Origin of the sequence: Aureimonas altamirensis (genome assembly GCF_023702225.1) — a bacterium.
Classification (GTDB): Bacteria; Pseudomonadota; Alphaproteobacteria; order Rhizobiales; family Rhizobiaceae; genus Aureimonas; species Aureimonas altamirensis_B.
Map to the genome: position 1 here is coordinate 70,625 of NZ_JAMQCO010000008.1, position 19,426 is coordinate 90,050.

21 protein-coding genes and 1 pseudogene are annotated in these 19,426 nt (G+C 66.8%); 1 reads left to right on the top strand and 21 read right to left on the bottom strand.

Annotated features, from left to right (window positions below; translation table 11 throughout):
• Positions 1-48 precede the first annotated feature (48 nt).
• From NDN16_RS14210 to NDN16_RS14285, 16 genes and pseudogenes are all read right to left on the bottom strand, one after another.
• Positions 49-606: a hypothetical protein gene (locus NDN16_RS14210; RefSeq protein WP_039194755.1), complete on the bottom strand. Its 558-nt coding sequence runs from the start codon at positions 604-606 to the stop codon at positions 49-51.
• A gap of 131 nt (positions 607-737) precedes the next feature.
• The gene (locus NDN16_RS14215) at positions 738-1,106 is read right to left on the bottom strand and encodes a thermonuclease family protein (RefSeq protein ID WP_012092610.1); all 369 of its coding nucleotides are present in this window, start codon (positions 1,104-1,106) and stop codon (positions 738-740) included.
• A 39-nt stretch (positions 1,107-1,145) separates the two neighbouring features.
• Entirely contained in the window at positions 1,146-1,526 is a 381-nt protein-coding gene (locus NDN16_RS14220; RefSeq protein ID WP_012092609.1) for a DUF6915 family protein, read from the bottom strand.
• Positions 1,527-1,536: 10 nt separating this feature from the next.
• A complete protein-coding gene (locus NDN16_RS14225; protein ID WP_012092608.1) occupies positions 1,537-2,025 on the bottom strand; it encodes a DUF6878 family protein in 489 nt (162 codons plus the stop codon).
• A 210-nt stretch (positions 2,026-2,235) separates the two neighbouring features.
• Positions 2,236-2,400 carry a hypothetical protein gene (locus NDN16_RS14230; protein WP_166507195.1) on the bottom strand — a complete coding sequence of 55 codons (165 nt, stop codon included), beginning with the start codon at positions 2,398-2,400 and terminating at the stop codon, positions 2,236-2,238.
• Positions 2,401-2,824: 424 nt separating this feature from the next.
• The gene (locus tag NDN16_RS14235; RefSeq protein ID WP_012092597.1) at positions 2,825-3,121 is read right to left on the bottom strand and encodes a hypothetical protein; all 297 of its coding nucleotides are present in this window, start codon (positions 3,119-3,121) and stop codon (positions 2,825-2,827) included.
• Positions 3,118-3,384: a DUF6117 family protein gene (locus NDN16_RS14240; RefSeq protein ID WP_012092596.1), complete on the bottom strand. Its 267-nt coding sequence runs from the start codon at positions 3,382-3,384 to the stop codon at positions 3,118-3,120. The genes NDN16_RS14235 and NDN16_RS14240 overlap by 4 nt, the downstream gene beginning before the upstream one ends.
• A gap of 71 nt (positions 3,385-3,455) precedes the next feature.
• Positions 3,456-3,932, bottom strand: a complete 477-nt coding sequence (locus tag NDN16_RS14245; protein WP_012092595.1) for a hypothetical protein — start codon at positions 3,930-3,932, stop codon at positions 3,456-3,458.
• Positions 3,933-4,030: 98 nt separating this feature from the next.
• Entirely contained in the window at positions 4,031-6,181 is a 2,151-nt protein-coding gene (locus NDN16_RS14250) for a ParB/RepB/Spo0J family partition protein (RefSeq protein WP_039194752.1), read from the bottom strand.
• Positions 6,182-6,304: 123 nt separating this feature from the next.
• Complete coding sequence (locus tag NDN16_RS14255) at positions 6,305-6,700, bottom strand: DUF2958 domain-containing protein (protein ID WP_039194750.1); 396 nt, start codon at positions 6,698-6,700, stop codon at positions 6,305-6,307.
• Positions 6,697-6,927, bottom strand: a pseudogene (locus NDN16_RS14260) (zincin-like metallopeptidase domain-containing protein); the annotation flags it as partial. The gene NDN16_RS14255 and the pseudogene NDN16_RS14260, both read right to left, overlap by 4 nt.
• Positions 6,928-7,159: 232 nt before the next feature.
• Positions 7,160-8,569: a dihydrolipoyl dehydrogenase family protein gene (locus tag NDN16_RS14265; protein ID WP_285292715.1), complete on the bottom strand. Its 1,410-nt coding sequence runs from the start codon at positions 8,567-8,569 to the stop codon at positions 7,160-7,162.
• Positions 8,554-10,857, bottom strand: a complete 2,304-nt coding sequence (merBA, locus tag NDN16_RS14270) for a bifunctional organomercurial lyase/mercury(II) reductase MerBA (RefSeq protein ID WP_192388694.1) — start codon at positions 10,855-10,857, stop codon at positions 8,554-8,556. The genes NDN16_RS14265 and merBA overlap by 16 nt, the downstream gene beginning before the upstream one ends.
• Entirely contained in the window at positions 10,854-11,102 is a 249-nt protein-coding gene (locus NDN16_RS14275) for a hypothetical protein (protein ID WP_036742955.1), read from the bottom strand. Before NDN16_RS14275 ends, merBA begins: the two co-directional genes overlap by 4 nt.
• Position 11,103: 1 nt before the next feature.
• Complete coding sequence (locus tag NDN16_RS14280; protein ID WP_012112816.1) at positions 11,104-11,400, bottom strand: heavy-metal-associated domain-containing protein; 297 nt, start codon at positions 11,398-11,400, stop codon at positions 11,104-11,106.
• Between the two features lie 21 nt (positions 11,401-11,421).
• Entirely contained in the window at positions 11,422-11,847 is a 426-nt protein-coding gene (locus NDN16_RS14285) for a mercuric transporter MerT family protein (RefSeq protein ID WP_039194744.1), read from the bottom strand.
• 86 nt (positions 11,848-11,933) lie between these two features.
• On the opposite strand from NDN16_RS14285, the gene NDN16_RS14290 reads away from it, so the two are divergent.
• On the top strand, positions 11,934-12,362 hold the full coding sequence (locus NDN16_RS14290) for a MerR family transcriptional regulator (RefSeq protein ID WP_012112818.1): 429 nt from the start codon (positions 11,934-11,936) through the stop codon (positions 12,360-12,362).
• A 16-nt stretch (positions 12,363-12,378) separates the two neighbouring features.
• Here the strand turns inward: NDN16_RS14290 and NDN16_RS14295 are convergent, their stop codons facing one another.
• From NDN16_RS14295 to NDN16_RS14315, 5 genes are all read right to left on the bottom strand, one after another.
• Positions 12,379-13,305: an ArdC family protein gene (locus NDN16_RS14295; RefSeq protein WP_012112819.1), complete on the bottom strand. Its 927-nt coding sequence runs from the start codon at positions 13,303-13,305 to the stop codon at positions 12,379-12,381.
• Positions 13,306-13,521: 216 nt separating this feature from the next.
• Positions 13,522-13,962, bottom strand: coding sequence for a hypothetical protein (locus tag NDN16_RS14300; RefSeq protein WP_012112820.1), 441 nt, complete (start codon positions 13,960-13,962; stop codon positions 13,522-13,524).
• The gene (locus tag NDN16_RS14305; protein WP_012112821.1) at positions 13,959-16,124 is read right to left on the bottom strand and encodes a hypothetical protein; all 2,166 of its coding nucleotides are present in this window, start codon (positions 16,122-16,124) and stop codon (positions 13,959-13,961) included. Before NDN16_RS14305 ends, NDN16_RS14300 begins: the two co-directional genes overlap by 4 nt.
• Positions 16,121-17,962: a hypothetical protein gene (locus NDN16_RS14310; RefSeq protein ID WP_012112822.1), complete on the bottom strand. Its 1,842-nt coding sequence runs from the start codon at positions 17,960-17,962 to the stop codon at positions 16,121-16,123. Before NDN16_RS14310 ends, NDN16_RS14305 begins: the two co-directional genes overlap by 4 nt.
• Positions 17,959-19,377 (bottom strand): tyrosine-type recombinase/integrase, encoded by a 1,419-nt coding sequence (locus NDN16_RS14315; RefSeq protein ID WP_012112823.1) that lies wholly within the window; start codon positions 19,375-19,377, stop codon positions 17,959-17,961. The genes NDN16_RS14310 and NDN16_RS14315 overlap by 4 nt, the downstream gene beginning before the upstream one ends.
• Positions 19,378-19,426 lie beyond the last annotated feature (49 nt).

Below are 19,426 nucleotides of genomic sequence, written 5' to 3' on the forward strand. Positions count from 1 at the left end.
GAAGGCCCGGCGCGGGGCCGGGCCTAGTGGATGGAAAGGGGCGACAGGTCAGGCAGCTTGTGGCAGCCGCAGCAGATCGGCAGTCGTCTCGCGCCAGAAGGGATCGACCAGCCGCGCCTCGAGCAGGCTGGCGCGGTGGCGGAGATCACGAGCCGATACCGCATCGCCGCGCCCGGATGCCGTGAAGGCCATGCCCCGCAGACGGCTGGCCTCCGTGACGGTGCGGCGAGCCTCGGCGTCGGAGGCGACCGGATGCTGCCAGAGCACGATCCCGGCCCGGACCTCACCGGCAAGGACAAGGCCCAGTTCGTTGTCCTGAATGACCATGACGCGGGGGCGAAAGCGCAGCGCATCGCCCTGTCCAACGCGGAAATCACCGCGCGCAACGCGCTGGCTGGCGATGATCAGCGCCTCTTCGGGGGATTGGCACTGGCCGATGACGAGCGTGCGGTCGAAGCCGCCGACGTCATCGCTTTCGTCATCGCTGGCGATACCGATGCAGGAGATGCGCAGCGGCAGCTTCTGGGCATGACGCAGCCGGGGCAGGATCTGTCGCGCGACAATTTCGCCGATCGAGGCGAAAGTGGTGTGGTGGGAAAGGCTCATGGGGAATGCTCCGCGACGGACGGCGGAAGCCCCTCTCCCGCCTCACAATCCGTCACGGCCAACCGGCCCGCACTCTTACTCTCCCGTCCCGACGGTGGATCGTCCCGCACCTCGGCGGGACGATCCGGCGATCAGCACCAGGGCTCACGCCGCCCGGCCCAGGTTCTCGCCAGCCCTTCATCGACGAGAATATCGCCGACATCGCGGCCTTCGACGCGTATCGCCGCCAGGGTCCGGCCATAGCGGTCGGTCCCCTGACGCAGGATTTCGACCCGCCGACCTTGCAGGATTTCCGCCAGCCTGATCTTCGCTTGCCGGGCAAGGTCGGTTTCATGGATGCAGCGGCCCTCCATTTCGGGAGCGTCGATGTTGAATATCCGAACAGCTTCGGACTGCTGTCCCATACCCAGCCGGATCGAGTCACCGTCCCAGACGCGGATTTCCGCCGGTTCGCAGGAAGCCGTGCAGAGCAGGACGGAGATGACGATATGGCTGAGCATGGCAAGAGGCTTTCATAAGGGGGAGGCTGACGCGACTGCTCAGACTTCTTCCTGAAGTCGGCCATTGACGCAATGCGGATCGACCTCCGCCTCGATCCGCTGCGTCCGCCCCATCCAAGGCGCCGGGTGGATTGCCCGCGCCCAATCGGCGAAGGACGGGATACGGCCCAGATCCTCGCGGACATGCTGCTCCCCGACCCATCGGGCCGGGATCACCCTGCCGGTGGACAGGGTGATCGTCGCCCCGAAAATGGTCTCGGCCATGAAGATGCCCTCGGCATGGTGGCGAAGCGCGCGATGACGAAAATCGGCCAGGATCTCCTTGCTGGCATCGAACCAGCTATGGATGGGCAAGTAATCCTCGACCGTGCCGCCCCATTTCTTCACCGACGAGAGCGCATGATGATAGGGATGTGCCATTTCCGCCCCCTCAGAACTCGTGACTGTAGAATTCGGTGGCGGTGTAGCGCTCGTTGTAGTCGAGCGTGATGGTGCGCGCCGCCACATCGAAGCTGAACTCGCCATAGGCGCCATCATTGTTCTCCCAGCCGCCATGGGTTTCCGAGAGGAAGTCATAGGCGAGCTGTTCGATGGCCGCCTCAACGCCCATTGAGATTGCGGTCACCTTGTCGGTTCCCCATGCCACCGTGGCAATGGTGATCTCGCCCTGCGGCAGGTCCACGGTCCGGTCGTCCGATTGCGCGGTGATGTCCTCGATCTGGCCGCTGTCGCCAGAACCGTCGAAGGTGACGGTCACGAGAGTGATGCCTGCGGCGGCCAGCGCATCGAACAGCGCCGTCTTGTTGTCGGGACGGACCGCTTCAGCGCGACGGTTGCGCTCATCGCGCTCGGCGAAGAAGCGCGCGACGCTGGCGGCCATGTCGAATTCCGGCGTGGCTGGTTTGTCGGTATCGGTCATTGGATGATCCTCCAGGAGAGCGGGATGATATGGCCCGGCGGCGCTCTCCTCTCCTTCCGCCAGGCTCGCCCCGATCCCGGCCCAACTCTCCCTTTCCAGAGCCGAGGCGAGGCCTCGGCACCGCCGCTGGCGATGCGCAGCCTGCGCATGGCACAAGGCCCGGCTGCGCCTGACGCGGGCCGGGCCGTCGGGCGGAGGCGCTTTCGCGCCTCAGCCGAAGGGATCGAGTTCGAGCTTCACCATCTCTTCGTCGCCGTCGAACTCGTCGGCGGGCATGGCGCCGTGGGTGCCGTCCCCGGCCTGGAACACGACGATCACGACCATCAGCGTGGTGGCGAGGCTGGCGGCGAAAGCGGTGGCATCTGCGTAGGACATGGGTTCCGGCTCCTGTCTTTGGAGGCGGGGGACCATCCCCCGCGCGACAGGCGCCCGAAGTGTCTGACCGGATCTGCAATCACCCTCGGGCGTTCGGATTCTTTCCGAATCCCCGAGGGCGGCACGCGCGCGTAAGCCGACCCCACCGGGGTTGAATGCAAAGAGACGGTCGGACCAAGGTTAGCGAATGGAAGCGGGGGATGGTGCTTTGCGTCGAGCCGGTGCCGGAAACCCGTCGCAGATGCTTTGCTGCGCCAGCCTCGTTGCCGGCGGATATTCAGGGTGTGTTTCAGGCCGGGGACGGAACCCGTTGCCCCCACAACACCAAGGAGTTGGCGCAATGGTGAAGCTCGAACTCGATCCATCGCTGCTTGTGCAGCGATACCCGATAGCCCCGTGTGCAAGGTTCGGCTTTCAGGGCCGGTCAGTCCCAGAACCCATCGGCGATTTCGCGGGCGATCATGGCGCGGGCCTTCATCATCACATCGTCGCCGGAGGTGTCGATATGACCGAAAAAGCGCGTCCGGGCGCCATGGGCCGTCCAGTCGGCATAGCGGCAGTATTCGCGGGCATCGAGCCGGAAGGCGCGCATGTCCTCGGCCCAATGCGGTTTCGGTTCCACGATGACGGTGACGCCGTTGCGGGTTTCCTCCCAGGGAAGCGAGCGCTCCGATGGCGGATTGCGGCGGTCATCGGCGAAGATTTCATCGACCGTCATCATGATGCGCCCCCATCTTCGGCCTTCTCGACAAAGCCGGCAGGATCGTCGGGATCCGGCGGCAGATAGGCGTCATAGGGGTTGCCGCTTGCGAGATGGCCGAACGGCGTGAAGACGTAATCACCCCCGTCGCGGCCGACCGCGCACAGGACATAGCGTGTCTCACGGGTCGCGGCGTCGAGGCATTCCATAAGGGCGAGATTGCCGTCATCGGCAGCACGAAGCAGAGTGTCGAAGTTCGTTCGAACGGGATCGGGAATGGCCATTGTGTTCTCCTGAAACGAAGAAGGCCCGCCGTCACGGGACAAGCGGGCCGGATGAACGGGATCGGCGATGGTCACGCGGCAGCTCGACCCTCGACGGCATCGGCGCCTGCCTCGTCGGCGGTGATCTCCTCGAGGCGCGCGCGGCTGTAGCCGTTCCTGGCTAGCCAGAGTTCGGCCGCCTCGTGGTTCTCCGCGAGGTGCAGCAATTCGACGTTCTCTCCGACATCCTGCACAACACGGACCTGACCGATCTTCGGGCGTTCGACAACCCGGAAGCTCAGATCGCTGTCGATGCCGTAGCTGCGCATGATGGTGATGAGGATGATGCCGCCTTCGCCGAAATCACCCTCATGCAGGGTGAAGGACGGCGGCGTCGTGTAGGTCGGGCGCTCGCGGCCCGGTTCCTTGCGCACGAGGCGACCGGCCCCGTTGCGGGATTTCCACGCGGCGAGCTTCTTGGTGAAACGTGCGGGCGGTTTCGGCTGGCCGTCGCTATAGGCCACGAGCGAGCCGAGAGGCGCAATGTCGAAAATGAGGGAAGCGGACATGATCTTGCTCCTGAAACGAAAGCGGCCCGGCGAGATGCCGGGCCTTCAGATGGAAGGGATGGAATGCGGGGCGGCGGAGGCCGCCCCGCTGCTGCGCGTCACTCGGCGGCGACGAGGGCCTCTGGATCGTCGGCGGCCTCGGCCGTGTCCTCATGGCCACCGGCGAGGAAGTCGGGCAGCGCCACGCTGTCCTCGTCCTGATCGGTCGCGCCATCCACGGCCTGCGCCTCGATGGCGGGGCGCAGCGGCTCCGGCAGCCAGCCGGTATCGGCCAGGAGCCGTTCGGCCTCCTTCGCCATATCGCCCTTCTTGAGATGCGCGATGAGATCGGCCGCGCGATCGCCGGCGCCCTCGCGCACCGCCTCGATGATGCGGGTCTTGGTCACGCGACCCAGGTAGTTCTCGACCGTGGGCCTCCAGCCCGCTTCGACGAGATCGAGGCCGGTGGCCTGTGCCAGCCGTTCGGCCTCGGCCATGCGGCGGTCGAGACCGTGCTGCGAGATGCCATTCCCCGAATAGGGGTTGGGCCGCTCGTAAAGCGCGTTGACCCCGAAACTGACGCAATGGGCGAGCAGCGCCAGGCGGCTGGCATCGTCGAGACCGTCGATCCAGTCCCAGAGCCGGTCGTCATCGCCAGCGGGGATGTCGCCCCGCCAGGCGTCCGCGCGCTCGTCGATCATCTTCGCGGCGGCGCTGTCAGCGAGCCCGGTCGCATCCGTGGGAAGATAGATGTGACGCACGGCGGCATAGAGGCTGGTTCCCGAGGTGGCGGTGCGCTCGAAAGTATCGAGAACCAGCTTGTGCAGCAGCGCCGTCATGGCGACGCGCGGATTCTCGGCAAGCGCATTGCGCAACGCCAGCGTCCGCCAGGCGGTCAGGTCGGTCACCAGCCGCTCGGGCAGCGGCTTGACGGCATCGTCCTCCTCTTCATCGCCGTCCGGGACCGGCTCGCCGCCGACGGTGATAACCGCGCGCTGCACCGCATCGGGATCGGACGGGTCGGCACCTTCGCCCGCATCCTCACCATCGACGCTCTCGGGTTGTTCGTCCTCGGGGCGGACATAACCGGGACTGACGATCAACTCGCCATCGCGGTCGATGCTGACGAAAACACCGGCACGGGCGATGTCTTCCGGCGCGAAGGTGACGGGCCGGTTCTCGAAGCCTTCCAACTCGGCTTCGATCTCCCCGAGCCGCTGGTCGATCTCATCGGGCAGGTCGTCGGCTTCTGCATACTGCGCTTCGAGTTCGTCATACTCGTCGCGCAGCGCCTCGCGGGCGGTGCGCTCCTCGTCGGTCAGCTCCTGGGTCACACCGACCAGCCTGCGCAGGCCGTTGGCGTAGCCGTAGGGAAGTTCGACTGCCGCGTCGATCCACTTCCAGCCCTGTCCGGCGATCTCGTCGGCGACAGTGCGCAGCTTCTCGTCAACCAGGCGGTCGAGCAGCGTGACGTCCTGCAACCAACCGCCGTTCTCGTCGGAGAAGAGATCGCGCAGCACCGGGCCGCCCGCCGCCTCATAGGCGTCGATGCCGATGAAGCGGGCGCGCTTGTCGGCAGCCGGAACCGTGGTCTCGGTCAGCAGGCTGCGGATGTGCCAGGGCTCTTTCTGCCACGACGTGCTGATCCGCTCCCAGACCTGCTGCTGGCGCTCGTGGTCGGGATTGACGGTGAAGGCTTCCAGCATCGCCAGCGTCATCTCATTCCGCGCATAGGCGTCGTGCAGCGCCGGCGCGACCGTCGCGAGACGAAGGCGCTGCATGATGTAGCGCGGCGTGGTCCGCCAGGCGTCGGCGATCTCCTCCTTCGACATGCCCATGTCGAACATCCGCTTGAACGCCTTGAACTGGTCGAGCGGATGCAGGGCGAGGCGCAGCAGGTTCTCGGCCAGCGAGTCGTCGACTGCCGAGGTCTTGGCATCGGCCTTCTTGACGATGCAGGGGACGAGGCCATCGGCCGGGAAGCGACCGGCTTCGACGAGGCGCGCGATGGACCTGTAGCGGCGGCCGCCGGCCGGGGTCTCGAAATCGCCGGTCTCAACGCCGTCCGCGTCGAGGATGGCGCGAACGTTGAGGCCCTGCACGAGATCCTCGCGCCGGTCGATGTCATGGGTAAGTTCGTCCAGACCCGCCTCGACGTCAGCCTCGCGAACATTGCTGTCCGACAGCCTGATCCGGTTGAACGGAATGTCGCGCGCCCGTGAAAAGACGATCATCGGGGCGACGGGCTTCTTCCTGGCAGCTTTGGCCATGGTGATTTCTCCGCGACGGGCGGCCGGGAGCCACTCTCTCGACCTCCAACCCGTCACGAAGCGAAGCGCCGCCCTCTTCCTCTGAAGAGTGCGACGCCAGGCCACAAAGCCGGCAACCGGAAATCAGGATTCCCGGCTTTCCGTATCTGTGGATGTGCGGGTGAATGCCGCACCGGCGCGGTAGAGGGCTCGTTCCGCCGCCTGGATGCTGCCGGTTTCCCACGCAGCCTCCGCCCAGACCGAGATCGGGAAATCCCCGGTGAAGAGCAGATCCCGCTCGATCCCCATGCCGAAGGGCAACCGGACCCCACGCAGCTCTTCCAGGCTCCACGAGCCGAGTTCGGGGTAGCCGATATCGGCCAGGCCGAACATGATGTCGCCGCCCTGATCCAGCTCGGTGGCGAGCCAGACGCCCGCGCCGAAGGGATTGAAGAATTTGACGACGGGGACGTGATCGGCGCCGCGCTGCCGGCCATTGGCGAGGAGCTGCGCACGCTGGGTACGGGTCAGGAGGATCATGCCGCCACCCTCCGCTCGGTCGAGGCCGCAACCGATTCAGCGCCGTCCTCGTCGGGCAGATGCGACAGCAGCCAGTCGGCCGCCTTGCTCGCCTGCGAAGCGGCGCGGACGATGGCGCGGTTATCCTCGCGCAGCACCTCCAGCCAGGAGCCGATGTAGTCGGCGTGGCGCACGGTCGGCACGATGCCGAGCGAGGCGCAGCAGAAGGCCGCGTTCATCTCGGCGACTTATCTGAACAGTCAAGCTGTCTCAGCGGACTTTCATCAGCCGAAACCAGCCGATCTGGCGGCGTTGCGCGGTTTTAGAACGGGTGAGACACTCGGGAGTATCTGGAGGGCTGCTCTTCGCATTGCGGTTCGTGGTTTTTACGACTGCTCAGCGAACCGAATGCGACTGGTGAAGGGATTTCTTTCGTGCAGACTGCTCCGCGGCCGTACCGGTCGACCACCTCACTTACGCTCAAAGCATCTCGCCGATATCTGACGCGCCGCTGGGATATGCGAACATGGTGGTCTTCAACTGCTCTGCCGTCAGCCCTTGCCTGATCGCCAGTGCAAAGATGTTGATCACTTCGTCAGCGTGCGGACCGACAAGATGGGCGCCGAGGATGCGGTCAGTGTCCGCGTCGACCAACGTTTTGAAGCCATACACCGTCTCGGCCTGCTGGCGTGCGGTGAACCAGCCGTCCACGCGCTCGGTCTTTACGCGAACGTTCAGGCCTTTCTCACGCGCCTTGGCTTCGCTCATGCCGACGGCTGCGATCGGCGGGATGGTGAAGGCGACACTCGGAACGCCTGTGTATTCAGGCCTGACCGTGTTGCCGTTGAGCAGGTTCGCCGAGACTACCTTCGCGTCATGGCTTGATACCGGAGTGAGCGGCGGTCCTAGGCCGGCGGCATCACCTGCTGCGTAGACCGCGGGGTTGGAGACGCTTTGCAAAAATCCGTTCAACGCCAGCCGCCCGTTATGGTGCTTTACGCTCCCGGCATCGAGATCGAGCGTCGCGAGCGCCGGCGCCCGACCCGCGGCATGGACGACCAGATGTGCGTCCATATCGAGTTCGCCGTCAGGACAGTCCGCCCGGACGCGATAGCCGTCTGATACCTTCTCAATGGCGGTCACCCCTGCCTGTGTGCGGACATTGATGCCGCGCTCGCTGAACTTGTCCATCAGCCAGCCGACGAGATCGGGGTCGAATTGCTTGAGCATTCGCTTCCCGTGCTGAAGAATTGTGACCTGTGCTCCGGCGCGCGCCGCGATGTGCGAAAACTCGGCCGCGATATAACCGCCGCCGACAAGGACGATGCGTTCAGGCAGGCTCTCCAGTTCCAGGAAGCCTTCATTGGTGATCAGGTGCTGCTCGCCCGGAATGCCGAGCGGCACGGCCTCGGCGCCGGCGGCGATCACGATACGGTCCGCCTCGATCCTCTCTCCTCCGAACTCGAGCGCATTCGGGCCGATAAAGCGAACGTGACCGTGGAAGGCGTGAATCCCTTTGTCGGCAAAGGCTTTCTCACGCTTCTGCGGTACCGGATCGGTGAAGCTGCGCTTGAAGGCCATCAGTCCCGTCCAATCGAGCGTCGCGTCCCCTTCGATTCCACGTCCGCTCATGCGCCAGGCGTGATCAGCCGCCTCGGCGCCGCCGACCATCATCTTCTTCGGATCGCAACCGCGCAAGGCGCAGGTGCCCCCGAAGGGCCGGAAGTCCGCGACGGCGACGCTCCAGCCAGCCGCACGAACCCTGTGTGCTGTTACGATCGCAGCCGTTCCCGTGCCGATGATCGCAAGGTCATATCTCTTCGCCACTAGATCTCCTCCAACATTGTCACGTTCGACATCCGAGCCTTCACGGCTCAGCCGGCGCAGCATGAGAGCTTCGCCACGTCCTTGTCGAAGGCAAGAGCCGCGAGCTTCAGGCCCTCAACGGTGGTGAGATACGGAAAGAGCGTATCCGCGAGGTCGTCGACGGTGAGGCCGTGCCGGATTGCCAGGGCCGCCGTCTGGATGCTGTCGGCTCCCTCCGGTGCGAGGATATGCGCCCCGAGCAGCCGGCCGCTGCCAGCGTCGGCGACGAGCTTGATGAGCCCGCGTGTGTCTCGGGCGGCAATCGCGCGCGGCACCTGGTCGAGACCGATCGTGGAGACACGGACGGCGTGGCCGGCGGTCCGCGCAGCCGCCTCTGTCAGCCCGACGCTCGCCACCTGCGGATCGGTGAAGACGATGGCCGGCATGGCACTGTTGTCGTAGCGCAGGCTGTCGCCGTTGAGGGCGTTCTTCGCCGCGAGCTTGGCACCGTAGGCGGCCATGTAGACGAACTGATCGTGACCGGTGACGTCGCCGGCAGCGTACACGCCCGATCTTGTCGTGCGCATGCGGTCATCGACGAAGATGCCGCCCTTCGGCGAGAGAGCGATCCCATGCTCGGCGAGCCCGAGACCTTCGATATTGGGCGCGCGGCCCGTCGCCACGAGCACCTGATCGGCGTCGATCGTGACGTCCTTGCCGTCGCGATGGACAGTGAGTGCAACACCGTCCGCGGTCTTGCGGATCGTCCGGTACGTGATGCCGGAAATCACCGCGATGCTCTCGTCCATGAAATACCCCGTCAGCGCCGTGCCGATTTCGGGTTCGGCCTCCGGAAGGAGACGCGAGCGGCACACCAGCGTCACCTCGACGCCGGCGCGGGCGAACATCTGGGCGAGTTCGGCCCCGATATAGCCGCCGCCGATCACGAGCAGAGATCGGGGCAGCGCCTCGAGATCAAGCGCCGTCGTGCTCGTCAGGTATGGCACGGTCTCGATGCCGGGGATGACAGGGACGGCCGGTCGCGCGCCGGTCGCGATGATGATCTTGCCGGCTGAGACAAACGTGCCGTCCACCTGGACGCCGCCGTCCACGATGCGCGCCGGCCCTTCGCGATAGGCGATGCCGTTGTAAGCCGGGAGCAGGTCGGCGTACTTGGCCTGACGTAGCTCCGAAACCAGCGCGTCCTTCTGACGGACGGTTCCGCCCCAGTCGGTCAGTTCGGCCTCGGCCGTGATGCCGGCGAAACGTGCCGCGGCTCGGGCATTGTGGAGCGTCTCGGCGGCGCGGATCAGCGTCTTCGACGGCACGCAACCGATATTGACGCAGGTGCCGCCGATGGTGCCGCTGCCGATGAGGGCCACCTGGGCGCCCTGATCGGCTGCCGTGATCGCGGCCGAGAAGCCGGCCGAGCCGGCGCCGATGATGGCAAGGTCGTAGGAACCATTGTTGCGGCCATTCGTGCCAAGGCGCCGATGCGTCACGGGCCTGTCCGGCGATGCCGTATCGCCCGACGATTGAGGCTCACCTTGTGTCTCGGCCGCGTTGTTGCCGTGGCCGGCGATTGTGCCGATTCCGGCAAGGCTGGGCCCGAAGATCGCCCGACCTGCTTCGAGAGCTTCCTCGATCGACAGCCGGAATCCCGGCTCGTCTGCAGGACGCTGCCGGCGCCACGCGGCGAGGTGATCGTCGGAACAGAAGAAGGATGTTGCAGTGCACAGCGAGTTCGCAGCGCATCCGCCTTCGTAATGGACGCTGAGCCATACGACGGCCGTCGTCGGCTCAACGTCGGCCAGAGCCCGGCCCCGTTCCTGCGTGGTGATCCGGACCGGCGCGCCGCAGTGGCGGCAGCGCGAGACGATCGAGATGTCTTGGTCGGTCATAGCGCCGATGCCGAGCGCGTCGACCGCGCACATCGCAGTAAGAGTGCGTCCGTCCAGTGTGACCCGGTGGCCGGTGTCGCGGTCGGTGAAGGGATACGCGCCGACAATCATGTCGCCATCGAGTACGACGAGGTCGCGACGGCGGAGCTCTTCGAGCAGCGCACGGACGGCTTCCTCGCTCAGCCCCGCACGCTTGGCAAGCGCGCTTGGGGTCGGGGCTCGCCCGTGTTCGGCGTAGAGCTGTAGCAACGCAACGCGCACGCGATCCGTGGCCGCCTCGTAGCCGCTCCAGCGGTTGAGCACATGGTCGGAGCCGACCATGGCCAGCAGGGCCTCCTTCACCACGGGTGACGAAACCACCGACCAGTCCGGAAACGTCACACCCGGCCGCACGGCCAAGCTCGGCACCGTTGCGGATGTAGAAACCGTCACCTTGTCGCGGGACGCGGAGGATGTGCAGCAATCGTTCATGGCTTCAGGCCTTCATTCAGAATCTTCGTGTTGGAACAGACGACCTTTGCACGGCGATGATGGATGCCGCAGGCGACAAGCCCGAGGCCCGCGGCGATCAGGGAAAGCACGACCAGACCCGAACCCGTCAACCACGCGCCGAGGCCGGCCAGCGGCGGGGGCACGGCAAGGAGTGGCGCCGCGCAGCAGATCGCAACGACAATGGCGCCTGCGGCGCCGGTGCGGATCAGGGCGCGGTCATGCATGTCAACTGCCTTGCTCCTGCGTCGGGCGGGCCGGATAGCCGGCATTCATGCTGGCGGCCGCGATGGCATCCGGGGTCGTCTGCGCGTCGTCGAAGGTCACGGTCGCGGTCTTGGCTTCGAACGAGACGGCCACCGTCGAGACCCCGGGGACCGCCGCCATCGAGGTCTTCACGATGTAGGGGCAGGAGGCGCAGGTCATGTTGTCGATGGCGAAGGTGACTGTGCGTTCGGTAGCGAACACGGCAGGCGCGGTCATCACCGACATGATCAAAGCAAGAGCACTCAAACTCTTCTTCATGGGACGGGTCTCCTCTTGGTGTCAGGCGGAAAGCAGCAGCGGGGCGACGTAGTCGAATGCGAAGGCGGCCGCGACGAGCACCGTCGCAAACCAGAGCGCGATCTGGACAATGCGGCTGGGGATCGGGCGCGCGCAGGCAGCATCCTCGGCGCAGGCCCGCCTCGGCTTCCAGTAGACGAGATAGAAGCCGTAGCCGAGAACGCCCGTCGTCCCGGCGACGAAGAGCGGCTTGTAGGGCGCGAGCGCCGTCAGATTGCCGATCCAGGCGCCACCAATGCCTAGGCTAAACAGGATGAGCGGGACGATGCAGCACGAGGAGGCGGCAAGCGCGCCGAGAATGCCGCCGACGGCGACCAGGCGCTGCCGTCCGACTTCGGCTCGGTCCGACGCGAGCACGTCGGTCGTGGCGGACGTCATGCCCGCCGTGCTGGGTCGCGATATATCCATGTCCGATCTCGCTTTCCTTGCCGAAATCCTCATTGCGCAGTACCATGCGGTCTGTAGCAACTACAGGGTCAAGAGGGATTTTTGCGATGCGCGATCACGCTGGCGTGAAGGGCCTGCAGCGGGCTGAGCTCGCCCGGCGGACGGGCAGCAATCTGGAGACTGTGCGCTACTACGAGAAGGTCGGGCTCCTGCCCGAGCCACCGCGCACGGCGGCCGGCTACCGCAGCTACGACACGACGCACGAGCGGCGCCTTCGCTTTGTGCTGCGGGCACGCGAGCTCGGCTTCTCACTCGACGAAATCCGCGAGCTGTTGCGCCTGGTCGACGAACGCGACCAGCCCTGCGCCGAGGCAAGCGCGGTCGCCGCCGCGCATCTCGACGATGTGCGGGCGAAGATCGCTGACCTGAAGCGCATGGAGCGGGTGCTCAAGGACGTCGTCGCGCAATGCGCCGACGGCACGCGGCCGGAATGTCCGCTGATTGAGGCGCTGTTCCGGGAGCGAACTGTCAACTGATCGGGTCGAGGAGCGCCTATGCGGCGCCCCTGACGTCGTTCCGGCAAGCGTTGCCCTGCTGGGCGTGCAGCCAGTCGGCGATCTGCTGCGCCTTGGCTGCGGCGGTGAAGATCGCGCGCTTGTCGGAGCGAAGCACCTCGAGCCAGGAGGCGATATAGCTGGCGTGGTCGGGCCGCGGCTCGACGCTGAGATGGAGGTCGGCGCAGATCATGGCGCTCAGGAGCTCGACCGTGCATTCCTCCATAGCATAGGCGGCCGAGCCGAACCGTCCGGAGAGATCACGGTCGAGGCGATGCCTGGCGCCGGAGGCGTGCCCGCATTCGTGGAGCAGCACGGCGTAATAGGCTGCGGCATCGCGGAAGCAGGCGAAGTCGGGCATCTGCACGTGGTCGGTGGATGGGCGGTAACAGGCCTGCGATCCGCCGTGGCGGATGTCGATGCCGAGCGCTGCGCAGAACCGTTCGGCCCGCTCGATGCGCTCGGCCTCGGGTAGCACCGGTATCTCGGGCGGCGTGTAGCCGTCGACCTGCGCGCAGTTGAAGACCGTGTAGCCGCGGGCGAACATGCGCCGGGCGGGCTCGTCGCGATCCTCGTCGCCGTCCTGTACGTCTGCCTTGCCGTGGCGATCGACGGTCTTCCAGAACACGACGAGGTGCCCGCGCTCGCCCTTGCGGACCTGGGCGCCGAGCGCCTGCCACTGGCGATAGGTGCCCCAGATGCCGGCGGGAAAGCCGGCGGCGTGCGCGGCGGCCCAGAGTGCGATGACGTTGACGCCACGATAGGCCTTGCGCGAGGCGACGTTGACGGGCGTAGTGATGGCCGATCCGTCGTGGTGCCAGGGCATCCGGTACTGGTCGGCGCCGGCCTCGATGGCGGCGATGATCTGGCTGGTGACACGCTCGTAGATGTCGTTCCGGGGCTGGGGTGTGCGATCGGTGGTCATGGCTGCCTCCTGTGTTCGCCCTCTCCGTCGAGGGCGAGGCGGCAGGGGCAGACGCGGGAAGCCGGGCCGTCACACCCTGTTCTCGGTGCTGGTGCGGAACAGGGTTGATGGGCCGGCAGCGTCTGCCACAACCCGAGCCCTGCCTCGACGGGCGAGCACGGGAGGCAGCCATGACCGGCGAGCGGCGCCTGGACCGGTCAGGATGAAGCGCGGCTGTCAGCCGGTGCCGTCCAGAGGCGGACGCCGCAACGGGACGACCCTGGCGTCCACGGATCGAGACAGCTCCGCTCGCAGACCTTCGATGACGGCATCTCGCTCGGCGAGCTGCAACGTCAGCATCTGGATGTGCTGCGCGAGCGTCCGGGTGAGCGCCCGCAGCTCCGCCATCTCGGCACCACGCACGGCGCGTAGTTCCGCTTCCAGAGCATGGATGCGTTCCTTGAGGGCCCTGGGCGACGATCGCCGCAGGCGGGCTTCGGCCGCGCGGAGCTCGGCGAGAAGATCGCCGGCCCGGTTCGCCGTCGCTCGGCTGACGCCGGCCTCGCGCGCCAGGTTGGCGACGGTCAGCGCCCCGTCGGTGCGTTCAGGGCGGCCGTCGAGCAACCGCTTCATGGCAGCCCTTAGCGCCGCTTGGCTCTTCGGCCCGAGCGCGGTCATGCGTCACCGTCCATGAGAGGCGCGATCAGCCGGCACTTGCGCTCGTTGTCCCGCAGGATCGCCGTGCGCTGCAGCGGCGATAGACGCCGGTCGGCCAGAAGCGCTTCGCCCTCGACGATCGAGGCCTGCCACGGTTCGCGGTGCCGGGCGGTCAGGCAGGCGTTCGGGCACCGGTCGGGGCTGCAGCGCGATAGGGCCGGCGCCGTCCGCTCGGCATCTGGCGCGCCGGTGAGGCAGAGCGCGGTCGCTGCATCGAACAGGCAGTCGTTGAGGAAACCGACATGCAGGGTCCGCCCGAGATGGGCAACCATGGTGCGCAGCCGCTTGCGGTCCAAGATCCGGCCGGGAAGATCGCCAAGTTCCTCCTGCACGCGGCCGAACTCGCGTCGCAGTCGCGCAGCACCCGGTCCCGCCGGGCCTTCACGGCGAAGATAGGCCTCGTAATGGGCGACAATGTCGTCGAGCTGGCCGAGTGCACGTTCGCGCTCGATCGCCAAGCGGAAGTCGGCCTGCGCCGATCCGGCATAGCCTTCGAACATGGCGACCGAGGCGTGCTTGTACTGGATCTTGCCGGCGACCGTGCCGAACGGCCGGTTGGCGATGTACCAGGCGATCGTGCGTCGGAGCTGCCGGGTCGTAAACTTCCAAGGCTCGTCGCCGATGCGCGGAATCGCCGGCGCGGCCTCCGAGCGCGTGTCGAGGCCCTCGCGGAAAAGGTTGAGTGTCGGCGTTGCACCCATCCCGAGATGATCGTTGCTCCAGGGCCAGTCCTTCAGCGCCACCCACAAGGATGACAGTTCCTTCTCTCGGCGATTGCGTGCCGAGAGAACCTCCATCACCGCGACGGCGCGAGCGACGGGCTCGATCGTGATCCAGTCGGCCGTGACGCCGCGCGCGCCATGGCGCTTGTACACCGTGCTGCGCAGCCGGTACCGCTCGACCAGGCCGTCGGCGCTGCGCACCGGCGACACGCAACCCGGCTGCATCGCCTGCACCTCGCTGTCGCGCATGCCGGTGAGGTAGGCGCAGACGAGATAGCAGGCGCCCTGCAACATCCGTTCTTCGCGGGCGAGGCTGAGGCCGTCGAAGCGCTCGCGCCATGGCAGTCCGGTGTCCGGATCGATCGAGATCGGCGTATCGAGCCCGCCGATCTCGGTTCCGAGCTCGGCGGCTGCCTTCTCGATCAGTCGTGCAGTCGGCTCGGACTGGCTGATGCGGCCGCTCTGCGGAGCGCCGGCGTGAAGGCGCATCAGATGGAGATTGTAGGGCGGGGTCTCTTCGCCGGTGAGCGGGTCGATGCGGCGGGCCACATTGGGCGCGTGCTCCCAGATCGGCACGCCTCGGCCCATGGCCCGGCGCACGTCGAGCCACTTGGCCACGCGGGCGCGATAGTTCTTGGCCACGGCCCGTCCGGCCCGCGCGTCCCGCGCCATCAATCGGGCGCAGCGGGCTTCGAGAGCGTCAAGCTCGGCCCGCGCCGCGAGGATATCGGGCGCATAGACCTCGACATACTTGAGCGCCCAGCGCAGCATGGCGCCGATGACCGGCTCGGGAATGCGCGGCGTGGCGTTCTCGGCGGGCGCTGGCGGCCGGCCGGCAACGCGGTGCGCCGCACGTCCACGCCACGGCAGGAAACCGATGCCGCCGCCGGTTAGCCATGGCGCCAGGTGATGCAGGTCGATCGGCACCTCGACATACTTCACCGTCTCGTGAGGCGTTCGCCGTCCGCCGTCACGGGCATACGCCAGATAGGCGTCGAGCAGCGCCTGATCGATCCGGCTGAGATCGACGGCGCCAGTCCTTGCGCGGAGGAACGCGGCGAAATGCTGGATGTAGCGCAGCAGGCGGATCGCCGAGGTCGCGCCGCAGGGCGCCCGATATCCCGGCACATGGATGCGCAGGCGGGCGATCACGTACTCCTTCGCCAGCCGCCGCGTGACGGGATCGGCGATGCGGGCGAGGTTCAGCCGGTAATTGCTGTAGCGGGCGTTCACCCGGAAAATGGCGGCGCCCAGGTCCCAAAGATCGTCACCGAAGCGCGGAAGTCGCGTGCGGTCGGCATCGTCCCTGACCGCCACGCCGGCAAGCACGGGCTCGTCGTTGCCATAAATGGCCGAAGGCAGCGACGCGTGCTGCGGCAGCTTGATCGGTGCCGGCATCATGGCGCTCTCGCTTCGGGCGGCAGGTAGAGGAGCGCGGGGTCCGATGACCCAATCCGACGGGCTTCCTCGATCTCGGCGTCGGCGAACCGGGGCAGAATCTGTTCGGCGATGCGTCCGTGAACCCGGCCGAACTTGGCGATCCAGTCGGCTTCGCTCAGCACCTGCCGCTGCGCCCGGATGAAGTTGAGGAAGGCCAGGAGCGCGGGCACCTTGCGGGCGGTGACCACGGCATTGCTGCATTCGAGACACCCCCAGAAGGGGGACGGACAGGCCTCTCCCTCCGAGCCGAACGGGCTGTTGTAGAAGCCGCCGCAACTGGCGAGCCAGACGTCCTGCTCGCCGCCGAACAGCGCCTTGACCGCGGCGGCGCCGACAACGGGAAGGCCGGTCGCCTTGTCGGGATCGGTCTGGACGGCCGCTTCCTCCTCCGACGACAGGACACAGGGGGGGAACGCGGCGTCGAGCGCATCGGTCATGGCGTCGGCAATTGTCGCCTCGTGCAGATGACGAAGCGCGGGAATGTCGGCGTAGTGGTCGGCCGCGACCGCGACAGTGTGGCCGACGGCGAAGCGGTCGAGCTGGCCGCCCGTGCGCCGGTACCATGCCGCCTTATGCGTCTTGCGCAGGCGCGTCAGATTGAGGCGAAGGCGTTGGCCCCGCTCATCAAGGATGCCGTGCCGGCGCGTCCATGAAGCCGCGAGCTCCTTCATGCTGAGCACCCGAGGGGTCAGGCGGCCCCAGGCACAGTGCGCCCAGAGCGTGTCGGCGCCGAGCCGGCTTCTCGCCGGACCGGTCCACTGCAGCGCCTTGCGGATCAAGCCGCCCGGCGTCGAGGAACCGCCGTCGCGCACACGCAGCCGCTTCCACTCGGCGCCGCGCGCCCGACGCTTGCAATACTCGATCTCGACATAGCCGCCCGCCGGGTTCTTCAGGCAGTCCGCTCGCAAGCCCTTGATCGCTTCGATCTCCATGCCGGTGTCGAGCGAGATAAGCACGATGAGCGGCACGAGATCGGCGGCGATGAGATGCCGGCGGCCATGCAGATCGTGGATCAGGCGATCGTTCGGCAGGCCACTCTCGCGGCGGAGCGTGTAGAGTCGCTTGAAGAGAGGGTGCCTGTGCCCGATGACGCCTTCCGCGTCGATCACTTCCATTACCTGTTTGTGGGTTGCTGCCAGCGCCTTGCTCCGATCGGAATCCTCGACCGCCGGAATACGATCGGCCTCGCCCAAGCGGCGGATGATGGCGGCGAGATCGGTGCGCGCCGCCTTCCGCAATGCCGCGGCGACATCATCGCCATAGGCATCGCGCGGCCTGGCGCGCACGCCGGGCCGATCGCTCGTGTACATCAGCCGGCGTGAGGCATCGGGCGGCAGGTGGCTGGGCTCCGCGGCCTCGGCAAGCCGCAGCAGGTTGAGCACCTTGCTCATGCGGTGCAGGCGGTGATTGGGATGCAGGCCGCTCCCCTCCATCCAGGAATCGAAGCCGTCGATGCAGACGGCACTGACGTCGGAGAGACGGGCGACGTGCGATCCGGCGGAATCGAGATAGCGCCAAAATGTCTTGAGCGCATTGGCATAGGCGTAGGCCGTCGAGATCGAGCCGGCCGGACCACCGACCTGGCAGGCGCGCCAGAGCGCGCCGGCAAAGGTCCGCGCCAATGCCTTGCGGCCGGCGAGCATCGTCAGGTCGATCGTCTTGCTGCGATCCGCCAGCGTGACGGTAAAGCGCAGCGATGCGATCGCAGCGGCGGCCTCGCCCTCGGGATCGGGCAGCGCCTCGGGAAAGAGGGCGCGGCGACCCGGCCGCCGCACCGATGGAGCCGCCGCGGCGGTCATGCCGCGCCGCCAGCCGTGTCTTCGGCCCAGCGATCCGCGGCGGCCTCGACCAGCTCCTGCGCCTCGGCGAGGCTGTCGAGATAGATGTAGGTGCTGGTGATACTCGCATGCCCCAGCAGGTGCTGGAGCTTCTGCAGAGGATCGCCGAGAATCCGCCGATAGGCTGCGCCGTGCTGGTCCTGCGGATCGAACACGGATCCGATCTGCTCGCGGATCAGCATGGAGAGCATGTTGACGGCGAAGGTGTGCCGCAGCGTGTGTGGCGTCACCTCGACCTCGATGCCGAAACGGCGGCAGCGGGTGCAGGCCCGCCGAAAGGCAGCTTCCCAAGTCGCCGAGGGCACGGGCTTGCCGCCTTCAGTCAGCCAGAGCAAGGCATGCTGCGCCTGGCCGGGCGTGCCGACCAGCACGCGGCGGCGTTCGCCCAGCGTCAGACGGTCGAGCCGGACACGCTTGCCCGCCGCGTCTGTTGCCTTCCCGTCCTCCAGCATCAGCCAGAGCGGATCGGACACCGAAGGCTCTGAGCGCGCGGCAGAGACCGTGCGCTCGAGATCGACATAGTCGCCGATCAATCTCAGTACCCGGCGGGGAACGCGGATGCGCCGTGGTCGTCCGCCCTTGGCGATCGGACCGGGGAGATCGAACGGCACCGAGCGCGATTCGGGATCGGTCAGGCGCGGCAGCTCACTCAGCAGCAGACTGCCGGCCTCTGTCAGCCGCAGGCCGGTCGTGACGAGAAGCTCGGCAAACAACGCATTGCGCTCGCCGTTGCGGCCGCGCCACGTCGCGTCCTCCGAGCCGTCGGGAAGCCGGCCGCGCAATCCCACCTCGCGGAACAGCAGGTAGCGGCCAAGATCGATGTAACGGGTATCGTGGCGCCGCGCGGCGCGCTCGCGGGCACGGTTCGTCGTCACAGCGAGCACTGCGCGGCTACCGCCGGCCCTGCGAAGGGTGGCGCCGTAGCTGAAGGGCGAGATCGCAATGATTCCTTCCTCGACAGCCCAGCGATAGAGCTTGTCGAGCGCGGCAACGCTCCGGTTCCAGCTCGCAGCCGAGATGCGGTAGGGAGCTGCCGACAGCCGACGCGCCCGGTGAAAGGCCAGGACATCGTCGCGGCCGGCCTGCCAGACCGTCTTGCCGCCGCGCCGTTCGACAAGAAAGCGCGCCCAGACGAGAATGTCGCGGGCGTAGGAGCGCCACGTGTTCGGCGATCGCGCTCCCATAGCAGGACAGGCACGAAAGAACCGGTTGAGAGCGAGATCGTAGCTGCCGTCATCCATCAGGATGAACGGCATGCCGTGAATCAGCCCGGTGCGCTCGACCGCGTCGAGCGCACCGGGCGCGAGGCTCACTGCAAGGTCATCAAGGAAAAGCGGACGCGAAATAGTGTCAAGATCGGTAAAATACAAATGCACGCACGATACCCAAGCGGAGCGCCTTCGGCGCAACTTCATTGTTTAGAAT